Raw genomic sequence first — 22,877 nt, 5'->3', positions numbered from 1 at the left:
GATGAATAAAAACAACATACTCTTATTATTCTTGGCGACAATTATCGGATTGACAACTTCCTGTAATAATTTTTTAGATCGTGACCCCTTGGGGCAGGTAGCTCAAGAAGGATACTTTAACTCCGAAACCAACGCCAATGCTGCCTTAATGGGAATGTACCGTAGTATGATGAATTCGTTTTCATACGGTCAATCGACCATAATTGTTCCCGAATTCTCAGCCGGACACGTCAGACACGCTGCTGCATACCCCGAATATGAAAATTTTGGTGTACATCAGGTACAGACGATCAACCCTTGGGTCGCAAATATGTGGAAAGCACTATATACTACTATAAACTCATCCAACCAAATCATTGAAGAAGTACCTAACATGACTTCGGCGATGATCACCGATCAAAAGAAAAACATCTTTATTGGAGAAGCTAAATTTATACGTGCTTTTAACTACTTTTTTCTCGTTCGAGCTTTTGGACGTATCCCTTTAAAGCTAGCTTATACCCGCGAAAATAGCACATTGGCTATTGCACAATCGGAAAAAGAAGCGGTATATACACAGATTATCAAAGATTTGACTGAGGCAGCTGATCTCCTTCCTAAAGAAAATCCCTATACCGGCGATGCAGGTAGAGGTCGCGCTTCACACTGGGCCGCAAAAGCATTGTTGGCAAAAGTCTATCTCTATCAAGCAGCGTTCACTGCTGATTATAAACCTGCTGTAGACTTATCCGAGGAGGTTATTTCTTCCGGGAAATACAGTTTAGCATCCGATTTTTCAAGTATATGGACTACACAGAACACCAGCGAGGCGATCTTTGAAATACAATTTAATGATCAAGTTACGAATCCGTTAGCGGCTGTATCCAATGATAACGCCACTGTGTTATTCTTTGTAAAAGACACTACATTACTAGATCTGTACGAACAGGAAGATAAGCGAAAAGCATTTTCCATAAAAAAGGGAAGTAAAAACAACTACTTTATGGGAAAATTCCCCAACTTCTCTCCGGCGAGTCAAAATGTCACTGCACTTCGTCTAGCGGAACTCTTGCTTATCCATGCAGAAGCAAGGGCAAGAATCGATAATAGCGTGAGTCAGACTGCTTACAGTTCGCTGAAAAAAGTACAAGACAGAGCCGGTATTATATCATCCGTTGATACTTACCAAAATCTAACGGATTTTATCATTGCCGTACAGGAGGAAAAGGAAAGAGAACTATTGTTTGAAGGAGAAACTTGGTTTGACTATTGTCGGACAAAACTAGCACTGCAGAAATACAGCAGCCTCAAAAGTGAAACCCATTTCCTATACCCAATCCCGGCATCGGAAATAGGATTTGGTGATGGGCTGTCTCAAAATCCTGGCTATTAATAGCTGCCTAAAACGATAAAAGTCCTTTCTGCTCTTACGGAAAGGACTTTTACTTTTAAATTACCCTGTAATTATTTATTCGGCTGAGGCGTAACACGTAAGTAGGGCTTAATTTCCGTAAAACCTTTTGGAAATTTAGAAGGGATGTCTTCTGTCTTAATGGCAGGAACCACAATCACGTCTTCACCATCCTTCCAATCTGCGGGAGTCGCTACAGAATAGTCTGCGGTGAGCTGCAACGAATCGACAACGCGGAGGATCTCGTAAAAGTTACGACCTGTTGAAGCAGGATAAGTGAGTGTGAGTTTTATTTTTCTATCCGGTCCAATCACAAACACAGATCTTACCGTAAATGTTGTGGAGGCATTCGGATGGATCATATCGTATAACTCAGCGACTTTCCGGTCTTTGTCCGCAATAATCGGAAAATCAACAGTTGTGTTCTGTGTTTCATTGATATCCTTTATCCACTCGAGGTGATCCTCAACACCATCTACACTTAAGGCTAAGACCTTAACGTTGCGCTTTTCGAATTCGGCTTTTAACTGCGCTGTACGCCCTAATTCGGTTGTACAAACTGGCGTAAAGTCGGATGGGTGTGAATATAATACCACCCAGCTACCTTTTGTATAATCGTAGAAATCGATATTCCCTATCGATGTTTGCACCTGAAAATTTGGTGCATCGTCTCCTAATCTTAAACTCATAGTTGTAAATATTTAATACGCTATATATACTACTAATATAGTAGTCTTTATTGAATCCGCAAAATAATTAAATATTTTTAACAAACTTACTATGCAAGCATAATAAAAATAGTTATATTTGATTTAACCAACAGACAGTATATCATGCATTTCGAACTTTCTGAAGAACATAAAATGATCAGCAGCGCTGCTCGTGAATTTGCACAAGAACTAAAAAACGGCGTAATACAACGGGATGAAGAAGCACAATTTCCTTATGAATTTGTAAAAAAAATGGGAGATCTGGGCTTTATGGGCATCATGACTTCTGCGGCATACGGCGGTGCTGGCATGGACACGTTGGCTTATGTACTGGCACTGGAAGAAATTGCCAAAATTGATGCTTCTACCGCAGTCATCATGTCTGCACACAATTCTCTGGTCTTATGGGGCCTTGAGACCTATGGAACAGAAGAACAGAAGCAAAAGTATCTTATACCTCTTGCTAAAGGTGAAAAGCTCGGTGCATTCGCATTATCGGAGCCTGAAGCGGGATCAGACGCTTCATCACAACATACGACCGCAACAGATCAGGGGGACCACTATCTCTTGAATGGAACAAAGAACTGGATCACGAATGGAGGAAATGCAGATATCTATCTAGTGATCGCCCAAACACACCCTGAATTGGGACATAAGGGCATCAACGTGCTAATTCTAGAAAAGGGAAGTAAGGGTTTTACGATCGGACCCAAAGAAAATAAAATGGGAATCCGAAGTTCGGATACACATTCTCTTTTATTTTCTGACGTAGTGGTACCAAAGGAAAATCGTATTGGTGAAGACGGCTTTGGGTTTAAATTTGCAATGAAAACATTGGACGGTGGTCGAATTGGGATTGCTGCACAGGCACTCGGAATTGCAGCCGGTGCCTATGATCTAGCCTTGGCCTACGCCCAAGAAAGGAAGACCTTTGGTACGCCTATTGCAAACCATCAAGCTATACAATTTAAACTTGCCGATATGGAAGTGGATATCGAAGCTGCGCGCTTGCTGACATACCGTGCAGCATGGACAAAAGACCAACAAAGACCCTATGGTAAAGAGGCTGCTATTGCGAAGCTTCATGCATCTGAGGTAGCGATGAAACATACTGTTGAAGCGGTGCAAATACATGGTGGCTATGGTTATGTAAAGGAATATCATGTGGAACGTCTGATGCGCGATGCTAAAATTACACAGATCTATGAGGGTACCTCTGAGATACAACGTTTGGTAATCGCTAGAGATATCTTACGATAAGAGCAAACCCGGCTGCTAGTTCAGGTGTTTTTTAATTTCATTCAAAAATCCGTAATCTTCAAATGAAAAGCTTCCAGTACAGCGCATATAATGTTCAAATAAAATTTTAGCTTTTGACAGCTGACTGTTATCCTTATGGATCAATCCGTCGTACATCAATAACTGTGCTAAGGGTCTCACCTGCTCTTGATCCAGCTGCATACTGTAATCGATAATTTCCTCCTCGCTGAGCGCAACAAAATAGGCCCGATCATGCCGGAAGAACTCTTCATATCCTTTCGCTATATCTACAGAAGGCGTCCCCTCTTCTAATCCTTTCCATTGTCTCACCACCAGACGAAGAAACTTCCCCATCTCGTTTATCCAGCTTAAAATCGTATCTTTTTCGTATCGAATTCCCATACCTGACTATCTAATCTGACCATCGCCGGTGACAAACCACTTTTCTGTCACCAACTTTTCTAAAGCAAATGGGCCACGTGCATGGAGTTTCTGTGTAGAAATTCCTATTTCCGCTCCAAGTCCAAACTCGCCTCCATCGGTAAAACGGGTTGAAGCATTGGAATATACTGCTGCGGCATCCACCAAGTTCATAAATGTCGTTATTTTATCTGAATTTGTAGAAACAATGCACTCTGAATGTTTGGAGGAATATGCGGCAATGTGTACTAAGGCTTCATCGAGCCCCGTAACAGTTTTGATAGTGCATTTCAAATCGAGAAATTCCCGCCCAAAATCGGTTTCCTTTGCCTTTTGCAGATAGGGATAATCTTCTTCCGAAAATAGCTTATATAGTTCATCTGCGGCAAATACTTCGACGTTGGCTTCTTTCAGCAATGGAATAAGCTTGGTGATAAAGTCTTTAGAAACGTTATTGTCTACTAAAACAGTATCCAGCGCATTACAGACCGATGGCCGTGAAATCTTGGCGTTGGCAACAATTTTAGCGGCCATATCCAGATCTGCAGACGATTCAACATAAGTATGACATACACCTGCACCCGTCTCGATAACAGGGACCTTAGCATGTTGACGTACGAAATCGATCAAAGACTGCGATCCTCGTGGTATTATAATATCTACATATGCTGTAGCACTAAGCAACTCGTGCATCAATGCCCGATCAGTAGGCAGCAATTGTACGATATTAGGCTCCACTCCATGATTGGATAATACTTGCTGAACAAGACCTACTAAATAGCTATTGGTATGCCATGCATCGCTCCCGCCCCGCAATAGACAGACATTGCCCGACTGTATACACAAGGTAGCCACATCAATGGTTACATTGGGTCTAGACTCATAAATTACACCGACAACTCCCAGGGCTACTGTTTTCTTCTCGATCAATAAACCATTGGGTAGTACCTTCGTACTGAGTAACTGACCGGTAGGGTCTCCAAGTTCACTGATTCCTTGCACACTGTCCGCCAAACCCTCGATTCGCTCAAGTGTTAGCTTCAGTCGATCAAATTTCGGATCTGCTTCATCCATCTTTGCGAGATCCAGTTTATTCTGTGACTGGATAGCTTTACTGTTCGCTCTTAAAAGACGCGCAATATCAATTAATATTCGCTTTTTATCTTCTACTACTAAGCTGTTGATACTTATTTTTGCCCTGCGGCTATTTGCAAGTTGTTGGTGGATGCTTTTCATTTTTCTACTTTTTAAAATCGGTACTTTCTACAATAGGATGCCTATCGTTCCACATTGCGCTTTGTTCCTTATAAAAGCACGATGTCATCGGCATGTGCTATCGCCATATTTTTTTTAGCAGGAGTCGTCTTTAATGTAGATGAGTCAACCTTTGCTTTAGCGACAGCGTGGACTATCCCCACTGTGTCTGCGATCTGAAACACCTCGCCTACTACAAATTCTTCGACAATCTGTATCACTCCTACTGCCAAAAGGCTTTTTCTTGTCCGTATAGCTTCCAGCGCACCTTGGTCGACACGTACCATCCCTACGATTAAGCTTCCGCTGGCTAACCATTTATTGCGGGAAGAGACCTTTTTCTTTTGCGGCAAACAAACTGTTCCAGTCTCTCCTGCAATTGCTTTTAATATACCATCCGTCGTCTGCATACTAAAAATCACTGCTTTTATCCCCATTTGCGTAGCTAATCGTGCAAAATTGAGTTTGGAAGTCATCCCTCCAAGTCCTACACCTGTCTTCTCTTTTCGCGCCAATGCCAGTGCATCTTTGTCTACGATTTCGATTACAGGAATAACATTGCCTTGACTATCCAATACTCCGGGTACTGATGTGCTGAACAGCAACTGTTCGGCATCGAAACCTGCTGCTATTAACGTAGCAAGTTCGTCATTGTCCGAAAATTTCAATTCTTTATTACTTACCACATCATTCTCATTGGCTATAGGGATAACGTTGCTTTTCCAAAGGGTCTCGTATGTACTTTTCAATTGTAAAAATTGACTTCGATTGGAAAAATGATGCCGCTCACAGAGACTTTGTGCCAATGCAATCCGGAAAGGTTTAAAATAAATGGAATAAGTACGGATAAGTAAGGGATTACCAATGGCTGCTGCTGCCTTGCGTTGTGCTAGACTTCCTGTATATTTTGGGATAAACCGTTTACCGGCTGCTACCGCTCCCGAAGAGACGAGCACAATATTATATTTTGATTGTAGGACAGCACATTGTCGAGCGATCTCCAACACAATCCGTTCATCAATTTCACCGTCTGTTGTGATAGATGCTGATCCAAACTTAATAACCAAAACTGGCTTTTTCATTGACTTATATTTTGGTAACTTCTTAAAAAATCTATACATAGGAGAAGGCAATTCACTATTGCCATTTCTTAAATAAAATAAAGATTTTGTTTAAAAAAACATAAACTTATGTATTTAAAAATTAAAATACAATAAAAAAAAGACAAATATGTAATATACTGTCTGTACAAAAAAGGGTATTTAAGTCTTAATTTATACACAATCTTTCCACATCGCAAAAAGGGGAACATAAATTGTGCTACAAAACTCACGGGGACAAGTTAAGGGCCTTCAAAAGACAAACGCTCCGTCAACTGACGGATCACAAAGTAATTATTCAAATATGAAATACTCATGTCTTGTGAAGCACAAACCCCATGAGTCCGCCAACTGGCGGATGACGGAAGAGAAACAAACCGAGTGAAACGAGTTCATTGATAACAATGCGAACAGACACTCATCAATAATTATTCACATATGAAAACACCTCTGTTATTATTTTTTCTTTTAGCGCTTACTTTGGGAAGCTGCCAGTCATCGAAAGTAACATCTTCAAACCATACTACCGATAGTCTAACTCGTATTGGCGGGGATAAAGACAAGCACGGATGCCGCCGCTCTGCAGGCTATACCTGGTCTCAACTGCGGAGCGGCTGCATTAGGCCATTTGAGGAAGGGATAGCGCTACATACCCTAAATACTTCCGGTGCTTATCAAACTGCTGCTTATGTTGTAGTGGACAGTATCAAAAAACAAGCTGAGATATTTGTGCCCGAGGAGCATAACAGCATATTATTGACACAGAAAGAAGCTAAAAATTACTCTAATGGTAAGTTTCATCTAACGCAAGATTCAAATGGCTGGACCTTGCGTCTCAATGCGACTCCGCTTTACCGGGAGCAAAAATAGAAGTTAACGATTTGGATACCTTTTTATCCAAATCGTTCTTCATATGATTTCTCCAAGGCAAACATTTCATCCCGCAACTTTGCTGCTTCTAAGAAATCCATCTCTTTAGCAGCTTTGTCCATACGTTTGCGAACAGTTTCGATAGCTTTTTTAAGATCTTTTTCGCTCATATAGGCTATTAAAGGATCTGCAGCAACACTACTCGCCACATCAGACTCAATGTAAGGTTTTTGTTCTATCCCTTTGAAGTCTGCAACGGAAGTCTGCTCCAATATTTCTTCACGTGTCTTTCCTACTGTGCGCGGGGTGATGCCATGCTCGGTATTATAAGCGATCTGCTTCTCTCTTCGCCGATTTGTTTCATCAATAGTAATTCGCATACTGTCCGTCACCTTATCGGCGTACATAATGACACGGCCTTTGTCATTACGTGCTGCTCTACCGATAGTCTGTATCAACGAACGTACCGACCTCAGGAATCCTTCTTTATCTGCATCCAGTATCGCGACCAAAGTCACTTCAGGGAGATCAAGCCCTTCACGTAATAAATTGACTCCTACCAGTACATCAAATTCTCCTAAACGCAAACCTCGCAGTATCTCTACCCGTTCCAAGGTTTTAACTTCCGAATGTATGTACCGTACTTTGATGTTCAACCGGGTCATGTATTTGGTCAATTCTTCGGCCATACGCTTCGTTAAGGTAGTCGCCAACACACGACCTCCGTCCTTAATAGCTTTGTCCACTTGCTCCAAGAAGTCATCCACCTGGTTTATGGCAGGTCGTACTTCAATTAAAGGATCAAGGAGCCCAGTGGGCCTAATGACCTGCTCGACCACAACACCTTCGGTCTGTTGTAACTCATAGTCACCAGGAGTAGCGGACACATAGATCGTTTGATTGGTTAATGATTCAAATTCAGGAAAATTTAAAGGTCTATTATCCAATGCTGCTGGCAAACGGAAACCGTGTTCAACAAGTGCGATCTTCCGCGATCTATCTCCGCCATACATAGCGCGTAATTGGGGTAGCGTAACATGACTCTCATCGATAACTAACAAATAATCTTCGGGGAAATAATCCAACAGGCAGAATGGACGCATTCCAGGTTCTCTTCCATCAAAAAAACGGGAGTAATTTTCTATTCCTGAACAATAGCCCAGTTCGCGCATCATTTCCAGGTCGTAATTCACCCGCTCTTCTAAACGTTTTGCCTCGAGCATCCGGCCCTCTTCTTCTAGTTGTGATTTACGCTGTACCAACTCTTCCTGTATGGCCCAGATGGACTGTGTAAATTTTTCTTTGGGTGTAACAAATAGATTTGCCGGAAAAAGTGAAAGGGTTTCATGCTTCACCAAAGTCTTTCCGCTGACAGGATCTATTTCGCTCAACTCATCAATCTCATCACCGAAGAATGACACCCTATAGGCATTATCTAAATAAGCTGGATAAATATCTACCGTATCTCCTTTTACCCGGAAAGTACCTCTTTTAAAATCAGTGGTAGTCCTTGCGTATAATATCTCTACAAGCTTATGCAGGAATGCGTTTCTAGAAATAGTCGTACCTACACCGAACCTGAAAATTGATCTCGAAAAATCTTCCGGATTACCCATACCATAGATACAGGATACCGAAGAAACTATGATAACGTCGCTCCTACCGGACATCAGTGCAGAAGTACTGGCCAGCCGCAGCTTTTCAATCTCCTCATTGATCGCTAAATCCTTTTCAATATAGGTATTAGTAGAAGCAATAAAAGCCTCGGGTTGATAGTAATCGTAGTAAGAAACAAAATAGTTCACTGAGTTTTCCGGAAAAAACTGCTTGAACTCACCATAGAGCTGTGCTGCCAGTGTTTTATTATGGCTTAATATCAGCGTAGGCTTTTGTGTCTGTTGAATAACATTAGCTACTGTAAAAGTCTTACCAGACCCTGTAACACCTAGCAGCGTCTGATAGGGCTCGCCTTGTGTTACGCCTTGAACCAGCTCCTTAATAGCTTGCGGTTGATCTCCAGTAGGATAATATTCTGACGTAAGTTGAAATTTCATATGTATATAATTTGCTTTTTTAGGCCATATGGAATATCCAAACTATATTATGCACGACTTTATTACTGTTGGTTGGCATGCTGCCCCGCGGTCATTCGTGTTTGTGCAGCCCGTACTACATGGATATTTCATTTAGCTCCTTGTTATGTAAAAATACCAAATCTCAAGCTGCTTTCCCAGTAGTCGAGATTATTATGACCGAAAAGAAACTATGATGGGCTTTTTTTCGTAATTTGTACGAATAAATATAATACGCATGATTCACATCCTTACAAAACAAAATAGTATTGCCAATCATTTCATATCCGAACTGCGGCATACCGAAATTCAAAAGGACCGTCTTCGTTTTAGAAAGAATCTGGAGCGTCTCGGCGAAATTATAGCTTATGAAATCAGCAAAACACTCACCTATGCTCCCCAAGAGATCGAGACTCCACTAGGTATTTCGGAAATGCACACACTTACCGAACAACCTGTTCTGGTCACACTTATACGAGCGGGGCTTCCTTTTCACCAGGGTTTTCTAAATGTCTTTGACCAAGCAGACTCTGGATTTATTGCAGCATACAGGCATACTAAAAAAAGCGGTGAGTTTGAGATTCACCGAAAATATGAAAATACCCCTGACTTGGATGGCAAAATAGTCATCGTATCAGATCCCATGCTGGCCAGCGGAAAAAGTCTTGTTCTCTGTTGCAGGGAGCTCCTGAGCGCCTACAACATCAAAGAACTCCACATAGCTGCTATTATTGCTTCACAAGAAGGCTTACAACACGTGAGAGCATTTATCCCTGAAGCGCAGATATGGGTGGGCGACGTAGACAACGAACTCACCAGCAAATCTTATATTGTACCGGGGCTTGGCGACGCCGGAGATCTCGCCTATGGCTCTAAGGAACATTAGTGAGTAGGAGTAGTGAGTAGGAAGCCAGCAAACACAAAAAAAACAACATAACTTGATAACAACATAACTTCATAACTTAAAAACAACATACAATTAACAGAAAATGAACACTATACAACTATATTTATACAACAAAAATTTATTTTATGGAATGGCAAAAGTACAACGGCGAATATCTTCGTCTTCCTATTATGGATGCTGTTGAAGCAGCAATCCTTAGAGAAAACCAACTAGGCAACAAACTCAAGGTATTTATAGGGACCGATTCACAGGTAAAACGTGGAACAGTTGAGTTTGCAACCGTAGTCGTTTTCTTACGTAATCACAAAGGAGGCTTTATGTTTATCCATAAAGACCGAAAGAATCACAACATGACCATCAAAGAACGAATGCTTCTCGAGGTTCAAAAGTCCATAGATACCGCCTATCACCTCTGTCCTCTCCTCGATCAATACGAAATAGACCTTGAAGTTCACGCTGACATAAACACCAATCCTAATTTTGAATCAAATGTAGCGCTGAAAGAAGCCATGGGCTACATACTGGGAATGGGGTTTATCTTTAAAGCCAAACCAGAATCCTTCGCTAGCACGAATTGTGCGAATAGAATCGTACAGTAGATATAAAAAATGCTTAATATTGTTCTCGAATGAACAATACAGTAGATGTGTTACTAAAAATAGCAGTCGTCGGACCCGAGTCCACCGGCAAATCAACTATGGCTCAACACCTAGCCAGAGCCTTAGACTGCTCCTATGTACCTGAATATGCGAGATATTACTGTCAAAATCTCCAGAATCAATATACAATGCAGGATGAGACCAACATGTTTTATGGACAAGTAGCTTTAGAGGATGCGATTAAGTCGCAGCTAAAAAATAGCCTACTCATCTGCGACACCACAATAATGACAGTAAAGATATGGTGTGATCATCTCTTCAAGCATACACCTAGCGAAGTGATAAATGAGATCCAACTACGAACATATGATCTTTATCTCTTAATGGATATAGATCTTCCCTGGGAAAATGATCCCTTACGCGATTTTCCCGAAGAAAGAGCCTATTTTATGGAAATCTGGAAAAAAGAACTAGAAAGCTTACAGGCAGATTATAAAATCATCTCTGGTTCTGGAAACCAAAGGCTAGAAAATGGACTTGAAGTCTGTAAAGAATTCCTAAAAAAAGCAGCTAATAGATAAGCAGCATATAGCTAGTTAGTCTACATAGAAATCATCGACAAAACCCCCTTTACCTTATACACCGCTTTCACCGACGCTATACCAAGTATAAGGTCATCAAAGTCTTTCGCATTCTTAGCAACCAGCCTCCAGCTTTTATTATCTAAACCACGAATGAAACGAACCACATTTATCTTTTCGGAAATAATAAGATAAATATCCCCGAAGACAATAGCATCTTTGTCAACTTGCTTTACAAACACCACACTACCGTGCTCAATCTCCGGACTCATCGAATCCCCTTGATTAACAAACGCAAAGTCGCTTCCGGATAAGATAGGTATTTCCAACTCGTCAACAATCTGCATTTGGGATAAATCAACATTAAACTCATCCAAGCTCATATTATATAGTGGAATTTTAGATGCTCCCTCAGCAGCCTTAAGCATAGCTCCTTCTCCAGTAAGCAACCAAGCTTCGTTGATATCGGTAAATCGATCTACAATAATACCTGCAAGATTTTTACTTATATCGTAGTTTCCTTTTTTAATCTGGTACAAGCGCTCCGCTCTATTCAACCCAATCTCTTTCGCAAAAGAGTTAACATTCAAACCCAAATATTGTATTACTTGATCTAAACGACCCCAGTTAGACATAAAATTTATATAAACAGTATCAAAATATTTATTTTCTGCATTAAAACAACTTCATAAGAACACAAGTGTGCTTTAGCTCTCCTAAGCTTTAATGCTGTTTTATCTCTAAACAGAGAGAGAGAACACACAGAAGTAGGCAAATATTAGGCCAAATTAAGCAAACGAAATTTAATAACAAAAAAAACAATTGATTATTGTAAAATACAATTTACTATTGTATGTTTGCGTAGTTTTATAACTACAACTAAATATACAGACGTGAAAAGACAAGGTTAAATAAAACAAAGTCATCAAACCAAGACCATTTATTAACCATTAACACCATGGATTTAAAAAGAAAAAATGAAAGCAAAAACATAACATCAGACGAGGCAAAAGAAATAACCGAAAAAGATATAATGAATCTTATAAGTCTCAAAAACATAAAAATAAAAGACAAAAAATATGCAGAGGAGCATTTAACAATCAAAAGAAAAAGCAAAAAGAGCACATTCGAAGTCAAAATAACAGATATAGACGGGCAAATGCACAGCTTCCAATTTGAATTAAAAACATATTCTTAAATATATTTTTCAATTTTTATTTGAAATTACAATATTACATTGTACTTTTACAGAATAATAATTAGCAAACATCATAATAGAATCAATTTTGAGCGTTAACCGAATTCAAATTTCAAAAGTAAAACATGAAAATTAGAAATCTATCCAAAGTCGCCTTAGCTATTGCCATAAGTAGTGCAGTAGTGCTCGAAGGCTGTAAAAAGTATGACGACGATATATCGCGTCTAGAACAAAGTATTAATCAGAACACATCTGACATTGCTTCTTTAAAAACGTCATTAGCGTCATTAGCGAGCAACATGGTTGTTGAATCGGTTACCTCTGTAACTGGTGGTTTTGACATCGTCTTCAAAAAGGCTGATGGAACTAAGCAAACTTATCAAATTAGAAATGGTGCAAACGGTACTAATGGAACTAATGGTACTAATGGCACAAATGGTACAAATGGATCATCACCATTAATCCGCATCGGAACAAATGGCAATTGGGAGATTGCCAACAATGGCACTACATATGTCGACACCGGCATCAAAGCTAAAGGTGATAAAGGTGATACAGGTGCAACTGGACCTACTGGACCTACCGGACCTACTGGGCCTCAAGGTCCTGCTGGTCAAGACGGAACTGTAGTGACTATGGTTACCGGGACTGACGGCAAACAATACTGGGCACTAGACGGCGCACAAACCACAGTACAGGCTTATGCTGGCGATATCGCGATGGTAGCTGTAGATGGTGGTTACAACGTGGTATTCACCGACGCAAAAGGTGTGACGTCTGACTCTATCTTCTTAGCTACAGAAGCTGTTGCAGTTAATAGCTTAGCTATTGTTCCAACTTTTACAAACAACAATAGCCCGGTAGTATTCTTCCCTCGTATCGTAGAGAGCAACACCAATAGAAACACACTATTACAAGGGTATGCAGAGATTAAGTACAACTTAAATCCATTTGGCGTAAAGGTTGAAAACTACGAAGCAACCGGTTTATTAACACAAAGCTCGGAAAAAGTAGAATTCCGTTCATCCGGAGGAACAGTTAGCTCGAACTTCTCAGCAGTAGGAGCTGCGGTAAAAACATTCGGTGATATCACTGTAAAATACCGTCCTTCAAACGCAAATTCCACATTCCCAACAGCAGCAGGCGCTACAGATCTATTCATTGCATTACAGGTAAACAACGCAAAAGCCGCTACCGGCCAGAAATTCGTTGCTTCACCTTTCAATATCGCGAAAGAAGAGATCGTTGAGAAAGACGAAATCACGATTGAAAAATCATCTAGAAATGCACAAGCAACAGGTGATAAAGTAACGCTACTTAACGGGGTTAATCCATTATTCACAGGAAACGGCGCTACAGCAGCATTCGCTGATGCAGGAAGTAGCAGCCAGTCTTTAGCACATACGAAAACACAAGCTGACGCTAGAGCCGACGCAAATTTCGAATTGCATTTCAAGAACGATGCTACGACAAACCTTGACAATAACACAGCTTATACAGGCGGTATTGTATTAGATGATAAATTAAATGGGTTCTTCGGCCGGGCGCAGGTCAACAACAACATAGTTTCCATGGATGATCATGGTTTATCAGACTACAACTTACGCTACGACATCGATCATTATGGCGCAAATGCTCCAGAAAGAGATTGGCTAACTTTAGATCCGCTTACTGGTAAAATTTCAGTTAAGATCTCAACAACAAATGGCAATCAGTACAACTCTGCTGCCACCAATAATTTTGCAGTAGTGAGAGTAAGCATCTTCCCTGGAACAGGAAGCACAAATGTAATTGCTCATCGCTTTATCAAAGTTAACTTTGTACAAAGCGCAGTGGCACCTGTTTCTGTAAACGGTACATTCACTCACGATGTTGTTTCGACTCCTTCAGTTAACAAAGGCATCATTTGGAGCACTCCATTAACTTTAGATGCAGCATACAATCACACACAAAAAACAGCTGCAGATTTCCATGCCGTGTATACCTTTACACCAAGCGGATCTAACCCTCCTGGATTTGCATTCATCACCGGCCCAGGTACAGGAATGAACAATCCTACGCAAGGGGCTGCACGCGAAGTATCCGTTGCCAACACAGTAATGCCAGGAACATATACATTGCATGGTACATACACATCATCTGTATCAACAGATCCTGTAGTAAATGTAACGATCAATGTAACCGTAACTGGAAATAACATCACAACACTGACTAAAGACTTACCATTCTGGGATACAAATCAATCGTTTGGAATCATTAATGGAAAATTGGTTAGTGGCAATTGGGAGCTTCACGCTAACTTATGGGATTACTGGACGGAAACGACAGTTTCTGGACCAAACGCACCTGTAATGGGCTACACATTTGGCGTCTCTCCAGCTGTAAACGGTATTGCTATAAGCGCAAATGAAGTACAGTTAGACGAAAACCAAACTGCTGCTCGCGCAAAAGTCAACAACGGTATGGTTTCCCTAAGCATCAATAGAACTGTAAATGGGGTTAATTACAACAACGGTCTTCAGACTTCGTTTAACGTGAAGTTCATAAACCCAGTAAAAGCTATTGAAGCTAAAACACCATACAAAGAGTTTACAGACAAAGAAGTTTCTGGAACGAATGTATCTGAAATCGATGTAAGAAGATTGATTACAATCAAAGATTTCAACAATACAGTAATTTATAACTTCACTGGAGGGTTCTCAAGTACGAAGAACGTTGGCTTAATTAGCGATTACGGTATCAATGGTATCTCCCCTATGTTTGGAAGTTACAATTTAACCAATGTATCATTCGTACGTTACGAAAACGCCAGTGGTACTGCAATTTCAGCACCTTCTGGAGCAAGTGCAAGTGTAAATGGCCAAGACCTTGTCTGGACTAACTCGGGTGCAAACCTACAACAGCCAATTTACTTGGTATACAAAGTAACAGTAACTAACAAATTCAACGTTGCCGGCCTGGCTGCAACTGAAGCTGAAGTTGTTAAAGAAATTAAGATCAGGGTTAATCCCAACATCTAATCTCACACTAACTTAGTAAAAACAGTTCATATCTTTTTAGAGGGCGGCAATAGCCGCCCTTTTTTAAATATGAACATCACCTGATCCAATTAACAACCATATAACCCATAAAATATGAATAGAGAACTCACAGAAACGCTTATACTATTATTAACCAGCAGCATAGGCCTATACTTTTCAACCCGGTTTTACACCAAACTCAAAAACAAAAAAATCATGTAATAAAGAAATTAGCCTTATATTACATTCAAAATCATCATAAGGATGCAAAAGATACTCTTATACCCCCTATTTTGTTTAAGCCTTGTATTCGCAGCATGCGGAAAGCCAAGTATAGAACCGGAGGCAAAACAAAAGTACAGAACCGTACTCGTATACCTCGCGGCCAACAACAACCTAGAAGACGACGCTTACAAAAACATGCGTCAAATGGAAGAAGCCATAGGTAATATCGATGGCAATTTGATTGTATATGCAAAATTAAAGACCGGCTCCCCAGCACTGTACGAAGTGACCAAAAAGACGGGAACGGAAAGTGGTTTAAAAAAAATAAAAGATTATCCTCCTTACAGCTCTTCTGACCCTATTGTAATGAAGAGCATCATCAAAGAAACACAAGAACTCTATCCTGCCGACACCTACGGGCTGATTCTATGGTCACATGCTACGGGATGGGTACCCGCTAACCAAAACGGAATCAAACTAAGATCCTTTGGCGATGACAACGGACATGTCATGGATATAACCGACTTAAACAATGCGCTCCCTAACAATTTCGACTTTATCATGTTTGACGCCTGCTCAATGGCAAGCACTGAAGTATTATATGAAATAAAAGATAAGGCAAAATATTTTATAGCATCACCCGGCGAAGTTGTATCCAATGGCATGCCTTATGATAAAATAACGAATGACCTATTTTTACCAGGCCCAGAAGGCTACAAAACCATTGCAGCAAAATATTACAATCATTACAACAGCCTGTCCTCAGGAGCCTGGGCCACCGTTTCAGTGGTAGACGCTTTCCAACTAAGTAATCTTGCCGCGCAAACGAAGGTCACACTAAAATCACAACCACCTTTATATACCGACTTCAACCGCTCCAATATACAACGAATGGATTTTGACCGCATCGGTAATCCACTGATAGCATTTGACTTTCTTGACTTTCTCTATCAAAACTACAACAACAGCATCAATTACCAAAACACACAAAAAGCGCTAGAGCAAACTGTCCTATATAAAGCAAATACAGCTTTTTTCAATGGTTTTGAAATTAAAACCAACTCAGGTCTGACCTGCTACATCCCGAGCGCAGAGAATTCGGGGCCTGCTCACACTTTTTACAAAACCTTAAAATGGTACAAAGACAGCGGATTTGACAGTCTTTTTTGAACTAAACAATTGAAAAATACTCATAATTGGGTATAGGATTCCCCCCTTTCATGTCTTAATTTTGTTAATATCAAACAATTATTAATAAACTTAATACAGAACTCATGAGAAGGGGAGCATTATACAACCTGGAACACAAAAGCAACTTCTGCCCAGTTCTATTAAAAGAAATGCTTGAGGCGTTAAAACAAAAAAAAATAGAGATAAACAGAAATCTTAAATATACGTTCCAAAACCAAGACACGAGGACAAATGCAAAAAATGTTTTTACACTAAAGAATAAAGAAAATCCAAACATTCAATTCGAATTAAAAACATATGATTGACCTCCCTACAATCTGACATTATACTGAGGATGACTCCTTGGCGGGATCGGTTTAATAGTTTATCTTTGCAACTGTAAGTATGTTTTCAAAATTTAAAGATTGCTCTTTAAAGACCGATTACTTATGGTAATTTTTTATTTTAAACATTTAAATTCTAAAAACAGATGTATCCAGAATATTTAGTAGCCCCGATGCGCCAAGAATTAACAGACTCGGGCTTTCAAGAACTAAAGACAGTAGAAGAAGTTGACGCTGCAATTCCCGCTGAAGGCACCGTATTTGTGGTGGTAAACTCTGTTTGCGGCTGTGCCGCAGCCAATGCTCGTCCAGCAGCAAAAGCAGCTGTACAAAACGCAAAACACCCTACTAAATTAGTTACTGTATTTGCCGGAATGGAAAAAGAAGCTGTTGACAAAGCCCGTCAATACATGCTTCCTTACCCTCCATCCTCACCTGCTATGGCTCTTTTTAAAGATGGAAAATTAGTTCACATGATCGAAAGACACATGATCGAGGGTCGTTCAGCACAAATGATAGCAGACAACCTTGTTGCTGCGTTTGACGAATACTGTTAGTAACAGTGCTATTTTGATTTTTAAATACCAAAAAGGCTTCACGGATTTCGTGCAGCCTTTTTCAATTTATCAATCTAACAAAATCTTATTGAAAGCTAGTACACATAAATGCTATGTTTGTAATGACCGTTACCTTTTTTGTGCTGTTTCTTCTGTTGACCAGGAGCATGTCGCTTCGCTGATTTTTCACCGTACACTTTCTTTGCCTTTCCCGGAGGTACATGACCATGAGGATGCTTATTAACATAACAGGAACTTAAGCTTAAAGCAAACAACGCCAACAGGATAAAAATTTTTTGTCTCATCATAAAAACCTTATTTACCCCATATTTTACAAATATCAGACCAACATCTGCCAATACTCCTCAAATCGATAACAACCTTTTAAAAAACAAGACCCTCCCTAAGCAAACAGGATTACCTAAAAAAAAAACAAGCCCCCCATATTGTAGCCTAAATTAAGACTTCTACCTTCGTACATCCATTTTTTTTGTGAATCAAAGAATAAGTTTTTAAAGCTTCTTCCGATCGAACCAACGGTTCTCACCCCCCACAAACAAAAAAAGCTCCAACTTTCGTTAGAGCTTTTATGTCGGGGTGGCAGGATTCGAACCTACGACCTCCACATCCCAAATGTGGCGCGATACCGGGCTACGCTACACCCCGAAAAGGTATCACCTTTAAAGTGATGCAAATATAGGAACCTACTTTGACTATTCAAAGCGATCACCACAAAATAATAGAGAATATACTGATTTCTTGATAAATAATTTTCAACTCCCCCTTAATATCATAAATACAGACATCGCGCTGACCACAATATCAAAAAAAATCAAGAACTTTATACCTTGTTAATAGACGACTTGGAAGATGGAAAAGAAAGATATAACAAAACTTGAAGATATAAAACTACTCGTGGATACGTTTTATGAACATATCCGCCAAGACGAAATGCTAGGTATTATCTTTAATCAGAATATACAGGACAAATGGCCTGAACACCTCTCCAAAATGTACCGGTTCTGGCAGACACTTTTATTAAATGAATATACTTACGATGGCAGGCCGTTTCCTCCACATGCGCACCTTCCCATAGGTCAGCAACATTTCGATCATTGGTTGGCGCTGTTCAACCAGACTGTTGACCGTCTTTTTGCCGGCGAAAAAGCCGATGAGGCCAAATGGAGAGCCAATAAAATGGCAGTGATGTTCCAAAGTAAACTGGATTACATAAAAAAAAACCCTGATAAATCAATTATCCTCTAAGTAAACGCCACATGTCCCGTACATTACCCCGCCCCCCTAAAATAGTAGACTTGCACACAGACGCATTTATTGACGACATCGAAGAATACGATGCAGAGGAACTTATTGCTGCATCCCTAGACAAATTAAGAGCGTCACTAGATGCTGCTATTTATTGGGAGTATACCCAAATCGAATTTATCCATGGCAAAGGTAAAGGAGTGCTTCGAGAGGTCGTTTACGATGAGCTTGCCTATTACAAACGAAGTAGCAGTATAGCCTCATACCACCCCTCATATCGTAATCCCGATATTGTGGTCGTACATATTGGAGTCTAACAAACGTCTTTAATCGGGAATGCGATTATAGTGACTATCTAACAAATATAACAAAGATGCTAAAGCAGCTACTCCAGATTGGAGCTCACGCCTATCGACAGCTTCAAAAACATCCTTATCCGTATGATGCAAATCAAAATAACGATGTGGGTCTGGCCTAAAATTAAACATCATGGCTTTCGGGTGGTACTTACCCCAAACACCGGAATCTACGCCCGGACTTCCTTCTAGAAACCTAGAGACCCAATACGTCTGTTCAAATAAAGGCTTCCAGTAAGCTTGAATCCATTGTATTGCTCGCTTCCCTGCTTTTATATCAAATCCTCTTGGCGCGAATCCGCCGGCATCACTCTCTATGGCTGCAATCAGATTTTCGTTCTTTCCTTTAGCTTGTAATCCATATTGAGAGGCACCATGCACGCCGTTCTCTTCGTTCATGTAGAATACCAAACGAATAGTATGCTTCGGCTTATAACCCAGCTCCATAAGTGTCCTCAAGGCATCCAATGTACCCATCGTACCCGTACCATTATCATGCGCCCCCTCTCCAACATCCCAAGAGTCCAAATGTCCTCCCATAGTGATGACCTGTTCTGGACATTCTGTACCTGTCCATTCACCGATAACATTGTGCGAAAGGACCTCCCCTTTCCACGCACAACTCTGTTGCAGAAATACACGCAGTTTTGCGTTATGTTTAAGCGCAGCACTTAGTGTATTTGCTCCGATGGCAGAAATTGCCATTGCAGGAATACTATCGATACCTTGGGTATATCGTGTAGCACCTGTGTGCGGATAATCGTCAATACCTGACCCCAAGGACCGGAACAAATAGGCTACTGCCCCTAACTTAGCAGCCTCTGCGGGTCCTCTGCTACGCTGCGCGCTATTTAACCCATAAGCGACACCAGTTTCTACAAGAGATTCATCCCAGGGTTTGTTAACAAAAACAATCTTCCCACGCACATCATCTCCATACTTGCGAAGATCCGATAGCAACTCTACCTCAATTACTTCAGCTTCTATCCCTCCTGCAGGTGTAGCAACCGATCCCCCTAGGGCCAGTACATTCAGTTTCTCTCCAGATCCGACTATTATAGCTTGTTCTTTAGCACCACGGCTCCAATAAGGCACCTTGACATCCTGCAGATACACTTTATCAAACGGCAATGCTTGCATTAGCTTTTTAGACCATTGCACTGCTGCAGCTGCTTGCGGAGATCCCGCAATACGATGACCTATATCCTTAGTCAGATAACGCAAATTGGCATATGCTTCTCCTTTAAAAAATGACTGATGGTAAATTCTTGAAATCATAACAGAATCTGTATTAGCAAATGCACCATTCGCAAACAGCCCCATCACAAGAACAGAATAAAATATAGAACGTATCTGTAACATAATTAAAGTCAAAAAAAATGGTCTGTCAGCAATACGAATATTCTTAACAGACCATTAATGTAAAAATTACTTCTATTTCGCAGGAGTGATACTAATCTTTCTAAACTCAACTCCCGTATGGTCTCCTTGTAAATAGATTGGACCTGGTTCACCTTCCTTACTATCCAATGCTCCTCCCGTAATCCCTGGAATTTCTTGGTTATTAATAATTGTCTTTCCGTTCGAGACAATTGTCACCATCCTCCCCCGAAGCGTAATTTCATAGGTATTCCATTCATTCGCTCCATTCGTAGCCATCTCATTTGGAGCCAAGAAACCATAAACACCACCAAAATATAAAGCCCCTGGATGTCTATCTTTTGGAGAATCCTCTATCTGTACCTCATAGCGACCACGCAGATAGATCCCGGAATTCCCCCCTTCTGTATACCTAAATTCGGCCGTCAGTTTGAAATCTTCAAACTTTTGATCCGATATCAAATTTGCGCCTGCCTTTTGATTAACAAGCACACCATCTTTAACAGTCCATTGATTGTCTTCACTCGACGTAGTCCAACCGGTTAAATCTTTACCATTGAATAACTCTATTGGTTCACCCCATTTTACCTCTCCTGTACGGACCAGATAAGGAGCTTTTACTCCACTAAAATTAAAGACATTGCCCTTATTACTAGTTATTGTTCCCTTTATCTCTTCCCCAACAAGCTCTCCTTGAATCGTAAATACACCTTCTCCTCCTTCCCATTGAGGTGGAATCTCAAACGAAAACTTACCTTTATCTAACTTAATGTGGGATACTGGTCTACTGCTACCTGCATCAGCAACAAATGAACCAACCAACACATTAAAACCTGACAGCTTTACTTCTAACCAAGAAGGAACTTGCTTCCCTTCTTTCTCTACGGTGATGTCCCATCGACCGATTAATCCCTCTGCCTCTTTAGGGATAGTCTGTGTAGCGGCATTATGAATTTCTTCTTTTTCTGTATTTTGTGTCGCGCCTCCGCAAGCATTAAGTCCTGCAATAGCAAATCCTGAAATCAAAGAGTAAACAACATATTTTTTGATCATAGTAAATTAGTATTAAGGTTTAAGGATTATAATTAACAAACTTAGGGAAATTTGATTTTAAATCCAACAACCCTGTAATCGACATTTCGTGTATTTAATCCGGATTATGTAACTTTAAGTGTATCAAGCACTTTTTAATAGAAAACCATCATGATTTATTCAATCACATAGGGCAATGAATAACCGAGTGAAGTGAGTTCATGAATGCCGCTTAAAAAATATACTCTATGAATAAACCAGATTGCTTCATCACAAATAAAAGTATAAATTTAAAAAGATGAAAAATATATTATCCATTATTCTTGTTGCAGCTTGGTTTGCAGGCCTAGCCCAGACGAAACAATTGACCGGAGCCTTTACCGCGAAGCAAGGGGATACTACGCACTTATGGTTATTTGTGGAAAACTATGGTAGCCATACCATCTATACAGACAGTAAATATATTGGAACGGAAGGTGGCCCATTTACCCTTAACGATCAAATTATGACTCTACAAACCGAATACAACGATATCTCTCCACAACGTGTAGGTTCGGAGCTCAAGATACCGACCAATATACAAACAAATCAACTAATACTAGACGATACCATCTACGAAAAAAAAACTGCAAAACCACAGGATCTCGATGGTCTGTGGCGGATTACCGGACGACAATCTGATTCGCAAAGGAGTCCGATTCCAAAATCATCGCGTAAGACAATTAAAATAATGATCGACGGATTCTTTCAATGGATTGCAATCAACCCGGCTGTTAAAGGATTTTATGGTACAGGAGGCGGAAACTACAGTTTTTCTAATACAGCGTATACGGAGCATATCCTTTTCTTTTCACGAGATGACACGAGAGTGGGAGCTCAGTTAGACTTTAAGGGCGAACTCAAGCAGGGACATTGGCATCACTCCGGTAAAAGTTCGAAAGGTGATCCTATATATGAAATATGGAGCAAAGAGATATAAAAAAACCCCTCCAACATTTTCATGAAAAAGGGGCCATATATTAAACAATTAGTAAAGTACTATTTTGCTTTGAATGCATCGATTCCCGATTGCAGGAAGGCTATATACTTCTCAATGTCGTATACCGCTCCGCTTGTAGGAACCAATAGCTCACCCTCATTATCCAACAGCGCATATAAAGGCTGTG

General features: G+C 40.4%; 22 protein-coding genes and 1 tRNA gene. 13 read left to right on the top strand and 10 right to left on the bottom strand.

Annotation, left to right across the window (positions count from 1 at the left end; all coding sequences use genetic code 11):
• Position 1 precedes the first annotated feature (1 nt).
• On the top strand, positions 2-1,372 hold the full coding sequence (locus tag G7B20_RS17025) for a RagB/SusD family nutrient uptake outer membrane protein (RefSeq protein WP_164112633.1): 1,371 nt from the start codon (positions 2-4) through the stop codon (positions 1,370-1,372).
• A gap of 71 nt (positions 1,373-1,443) precedes the next feature.
• Here G7B20_RS17025 and G7B20_RS17020 read toward each other — a convergent pair whose 3' ends face one another.
• Positions 1,444-2,079, bottom strand: a complete 636-nt coding sequence (locus G7B20_RS17020) for a peroxiredoxin (protein WP_164112632.1) — start codon at positions 2,077-2,079, stop codon at positions 1,444-1,446.
• 144 nt (positions 2,080-2,223) lie between these two features.
• Between G7B20_RS17020 and G7B20_RS17015 the strand changes: the two genes are divergently transcribed.
• A complete protein-coding gene (locus tag G7B20_RS17015; protein WP_164112631.1) occupies positions 2,224-3,360 on the top strand; it encodes an acyl-CoA dehydrogenase in 1,137 nt (378 codons plus the stop codon).
• 15 nt (positions 3,361-3,375) lie between these two features.
• On the opposite strand, the gene G7B20_RS17010 is transcribed toward G7B20_RS17015, so the two are convergent.
• The 3 genes from G7B20_RS17010 to proB form a co-directional block, all read right to left on the bottom strand.
• Complete coding sequence (locus G7B20_RS17010) at positions 3,376-3,762, bottom strand: hypothetical protein (protein ID WP_164112630.1); 387 nt, start codon at positions 3,760-3,762, stop codon at positions 3,376-3,378.
• A gap of 6 nt (positions 3,763-3,768) precedes the next feature.
• Positions 3,769-5,016, bottom strand: a complete 1,248-nt coding sequence (locus G7B20_RS17005) for a glutamate-5-semialdehyde dehydrogenase (protein ID WP_164112629.1) — start codon at positions 5,014-5,016, stop codon at positions 3,769-3,771.
• A 68-nt stretch (positions 5,017-5,084) separates the two neighbouring features.
• Positions 5,085-6,116: a glutamate 5-kinase gene (gene proB, locus G7B20_RS17000; protein ID WP_164112628.1), complete on the bottom strand. Its 1,032-nt coding sequence runs from the start codon at positions 6,114-6,116 to the stop codon at positions 5,085-5,087.
• A 456-nt stretch (positions 6,117-6,572) separates the two neighbouring features.
• On the opposite strand from proB, the gene G7B20_RS16995 reads away from it, so the two are divergent.
• Positions 6,573-7,004, top strand: a complete 432-nt coding sequence (locus G7B20_RS16995) for a hypothetical protein (RefSeq protein WP_164112627.1) — start codon at positions 6,573-6,575, stop codon at positions 7,002-7,004.
• 23 nt (positions 7,005-7,027) lie between these two features.
• On the opposite strand, the gene uvrB is transcribed toward G7B20_RS16995, so the two are convergent.
• A complete protein-coding gene (uvrB, locus tag G7B20_RS16990; protein WP_164112626.1) occupies positions 7,028-9,058 on the bottom strand; it encodes an excinuclease ABC subunit UvrB in 2,031 nt (676 codons plus the stop codon).
• Positions 9,059-9,314: 256 nt separating this feature from the next.
• Here uvrB and upp point away from each other — a divergent pair, with 256 nt between their 5' ends.
• The 3 genes from upp (at position 9,315) to G7B20_RS16975 (ending at position 11,163) form a co-directional block, all read left to right on the top strand.
• On the top strand, positions 9,315-9,962 hold the full coding sequence (upp, locus tag G7B20_RS16985) for a uracil phosphoribosyltransferase (RefSeq protein ID WP_164112625.1): 648 nt from the start codon (positions 9,315-9,317) through the stop codon (positions 9,960-9,962).
• A gap of 146 nt (positions 9,963-10,108) precedes the next feature.
• The gene (locus G7B20_RS16980; RefSeq protein ID WP_164112624.1) at positions 10,109-10,582 is read left to right on the top strand and encodes a ribonuclease H-like YkuK family protein; all 474 of its coding nucleotides are present in this window, start codon (positions 10,109-10,111) and stop codon (positions 10,580-10,582) included.
• A 29-nt stretch (positions 10,583-10,611) separates the two neighbouring features.
• Entirely contained in the window at positions 10,612-11,163 is a 552-nt protein-coding gene (locus tag G7B20_RS16975) for an AAA family ATPase (protein ID WP_164112623.1), read from the top strand.
• A gap of 20 nt (positions 11,164-11,183) precedes the next feature.
• Here G7B20_RS16975 and G7B20_RS16970 read toward each other — a convergent pair whose 3' ends face one another.
• The gene (locus G7B20_RS16970) at positions 11,184-11,798 is read right to left on the bottom strand and encodes a helix-turn-helix transcriptional regulator (protein WP_164112622.1); all 615 of its coding nucleotides are present in this window, start codon (positions 11,796-11,798) and stop codon (positions 11,184-11,186) included.
• Positions 11,799-12,121: 323 nt separating this feature from the next.
• Between G7B20_RS16970 and G7B20_RS16965 the strand changes: the two genes are divergently transcribed.
• From G7B20_RS16965 to G7B20_RS16950, 4 genes are all read left to right on the top strand, one after another.
• Entirely contained in the window at positions 12,122-12,361 is a 240-nt protein-coding gene (locus tag G7B20_RS16965) for a hypothetical protein (protein ID WP_164112621.1), read from the top strand.
• A gap of 125 nt (positions 12,362-12,486) precedes the next feature.
• The gene (locus G7B20_RS16960) at positions 12,487-15,381 is read left to right on the top strand and encodes a hypothetical protein (RefSeq protein ID WP_164112612.1); all 2,895 of its coding nucleotides are present in this window, start codon (positions 12,487-12,489) and stop codon (positions 15,379-15,381) included.
• Between the two features lie 264 nt (positions 15,382-15,645).
• Complete coding sequence (locus G7B20_RS16955) at positions 15,646-16,776, top strand: clostripain-related cysteine peptidase (protein ID WP_164112620.1); 1,131 nt, start codon at positions 15,646-15,648, stop codon at positions 16,774-16,776.
• 490 nt (positions 16,777-17,266) lie between these two features.
• Positions 17,267-17,677, top strand: a complete 411-nt coding sequence (locus tag G7B20_RS16950; protein WP_164112619.1) for a BrxA/BrxB family bacilliredoxin — start codon at positions 17,267-17,269, stop codon at positions 17,675-17,677.
• Positions 17,678-17,772: 95 nt separating this feature from the next.
• Here the strand turns inward: G7B20_RS16950 and G7B20_RS16945 are convergent, their stop codons facing one another.
• The gene (locus G7B20_RS16945) at positions 17,773-17,985 is read right to left on the bottom strand and encodes a hypothetical protein (RefSeq protein WP_164112618.1); all 213 of its coding nucleotides are present in this window, start codon (positions 17,983-17,985) and stop codon (positions 17,773-17,775) included.
• Positions 17,986-18,269: 284 nt separating this feature from the next.
• Positions 18,270-18,343, bottom strand: a tRNA-Pro gene (locus G7B20_RS16940).
• A 204-nt stretch (positions 18,344-18,547) separates the two neighbouring features.
• Between G7B20_RS16940 and G7B20_RS16935 the strand changes: the two genes are divergently transcribed.
• Both G7B20_RS16935 and G7B20_RS16930 read left to right on the top strand, forming a co-directional pair.
• The gene (locus tag G7B20_RS16935) at positions 18,548-18,943 is read left to right on the top strand and encodes a group III truncated hemoglobin (protein WP_164112617.1); all 396 of its coding nucleotides are present in this window, start codon (positions 18,548-18,550) and stop codon (positions 18,941-18,943) included.
• Between the two features lie 11 nt (positions 18,944-18,954).
• Complete coding sequence (locus tag G7B20_RS16930; protein WP_164112616.1) at positions 18,955-19,260, top strand: Smr/MutS family protein; 306 nt, start codon at positions 18,955-18,957, stop codon at positions 19,258-19,260.
• Positions 19,261-19,269: 9 nt separating this feature from the next.
• Here G7B20_RS16930 and G7B20_RS16925 read toward each other — a convergent pair whose 3' ends face one another.
• Both G7B20_RS16925 and G7B20_RS16920 read right to left on the bottom strand, forming a co-directional pair.
• On the bottom strand, positions 19,270-20,661 hold the full coding sequence (locus G7B20_RS16925) for a M20/M25/M40 family metallo-hydrolase (protein WP_164112615.1): 1,392 nt from the start codon (positions 20,659-20,661) through the stop codon (positions 19,270-19,272).
• A gap of 72 nt (positions 20,662-20,733) precedes the next feature.
• Positions 20,734-21,732, bottom strand: coding sequence for a DUF1080 domain-containing protein (locus tag G7B20_RS16920; RefSeq protein WP_164112614.1), 999 nt, complete (start codon positions 21,730-21,732; stop codon positions 20,734-20,736).
• Between the two features lie 277 nt (positions 21,733-22,009).
• Here G7B20_RS16920 and G7B20_RS16915 point away from each other — a divergent pair, with 277 nt between their 5' ends.
• Complete coding sequence (locus G7B20_RS16915; RefSeq protein WP_164112613.1) at positions 22,010-22,690, top strand: hypothetical protein; 681 nt, start codon at positions 22,010-22,012, stop codon at positions 22,688-22,690.
• Positions 22,691-22,877: the final 187 nt, after the last annotated feature.

Source organism: Sphingobacterium sp. xlx-96, assembly GCF_011007365.1.
Lineage (GTDB): Bacteria > Bacteroidota > Bacteroidia > Sphingobacteriales > Sphingobacteriaceae > Sphingobacterium > Sphingobacterium luzhongxinii.
This window is presented reverse-complemented; position numbering and strand designations above follow the sequence as displayed.

Excerpts from the sequence above, each read along its gene's own strand:
- G7B20_RS17025 (WP_164112633.1), top strand. The coding sequence starts at position 2 with ATGAATAAAAACAACATACTCTTATTATTCTTGGCGACAATTATCGGA.
- G7B20_RS17020 (WP_164112632.1), bottom strand. The coding sequence starts at position 2,079 with ATGAGTTTAAGATTAGGAGACGATGCACCAAATTTTCAGGTGCAAACA.
- G7B20_RS17015 (WP_164112631.1), top strand. The coding sequence starts at position 2,224 with ATGCATTTCGAACTTTCTGAAGAACATAAAATGATCAGCAGCGCTGCT.
- G7B20_RS17010 (WP_164112630.1), bottom strand. The coding sequence starts at position 3,762 with ATGGGAATTCGATACGAAAAAGATACGATTTTAAGCTGGATAAACGAG.
- G7B20_RS17005 (WP_164112629.1), bottom strand. The coding sequence starts at position 5,016 with ATGAAAAGCATCCACCAACAACTTGCAAATAGCCGCAGGGCAAAAATA.
- proB (WP_164112628.1), bottom strand. The coding sequence starts at position 6,116 with ATGAAAAAGCCAGTTTTGGTTATTAAGTTTGGATCAGCATCTATCACA.
- G7B20_RS16995 (WP_164112627.1), top strand. The coding sequence starts at position 6,573 with ATGAAAACACCTCTGTTATTATTTTTTCTTTTAGCGCTTACTTTGGGA.
- uvrB (WP_164112626.1), bottom strand. The coding sequence starts at position 9,058 with ATGAAATTTCAACTTACGTCAGAATATTATCCTACTGGAGATCAACCG.
- upp (WP_164112625.1), top strand. The coding sequence starts at position 9,315 with ATGATTCACATCCTTACAAAACAAAATAGTATTGCCAATCATTTCATA.
- G7B20_RS16980 (WP_164112624.1), top strand. The coding sequence starts at position 10,109 with ATGGAATGGCAAAAGTACAACGGCGAATATCTTCGTCTTCCTATTATG.
- G7B20_RS16975 (WP_164112623.1), top strand. The coding sequence starts at position 10,612 with ATGAACAATACAGTAGATGTGTTACTAAAAATAGCAGTCGTCGGACCC.
- G7B20_RS16970 (WP_164112622.1), bottom strand. The coding sequence starts at position 11,798 with ATGTCTAACTGGGGTCGTTTAGATCAAGTAATACAATATTTGGGTTTG.
- G7B20_RS16965 (WP_164112621.1), top strand. The coding sequence starts at position 12,122 with ATGGATTTAAAAAGAAAAAATGAAAGCAAAAACATAACATCAGACGAG.
- G7B20_RS16960 (WP_164112612.1), top strand. The coding sequence starts at position 12,487 with ATGAAAATTAGAAATCTATCCAAAGTCGCCTTAGCTATTGCCATAAGT.
- G7B20_RS16955 (WP_164112620.1), top strand. The coding sequence starts at position 15,646 with ATGCAAAAGATACTCTTATACCCCCTATTTTGTTTAAGCCTTGTATTC.
- G7B20_RS16950 (WP_164112619.1), top strand. The coding sequence starts at position 17,267 with ATGTATCCAGAATATTTAGTAGCCCCGATGCGCCAAGAATTAACAGAC.
- G7B20_RS16945 (WP_164112618.1), bottom strand. The coding sequence starts at position 17,985 with ATGATGAGACAAAAAATTTTTATCCTGTTGGCGTTGTTTGCTTTAAGC.
- G7B20_RS16935 (WP_164112617.1), top strand. The coding sequence starts at position 18,548 with ATGGAAAAGAAAGATATAACAAAACTTGAAGATATAAAACTACTCGTG.
- G7B20_RS16930 (WP_164112616.1), top strand. The coding sequence starts at position 18,955 with ATGTCCCGTACATTACCCCGCCCCCCTAAAATAGTAGACTTGCACACA.
- G7B20_RS16925 (WP_164112615.1), bottom strand. The coding sequence starts at position 20,661 with ATGTTACAGATACGTTCTATATTTTATTCTGTTCTTGTGATGGGGCTG.
- G7B20_RS16920 (WP_164112614.1), bottom strand. The coding sequence starts at position 21,732 with ATGATCAAAAAATATGTTGTTTACTCTTTGATTTCAGGATTTGCTATT.
- G7B20_RS16915 (WP_164112613.1), top strand. The coding sequence starts at position 22,010 with ATGAAAAATATATTATCCATTATTCTTGTTGCAGCTTGGTTTGCAGGC.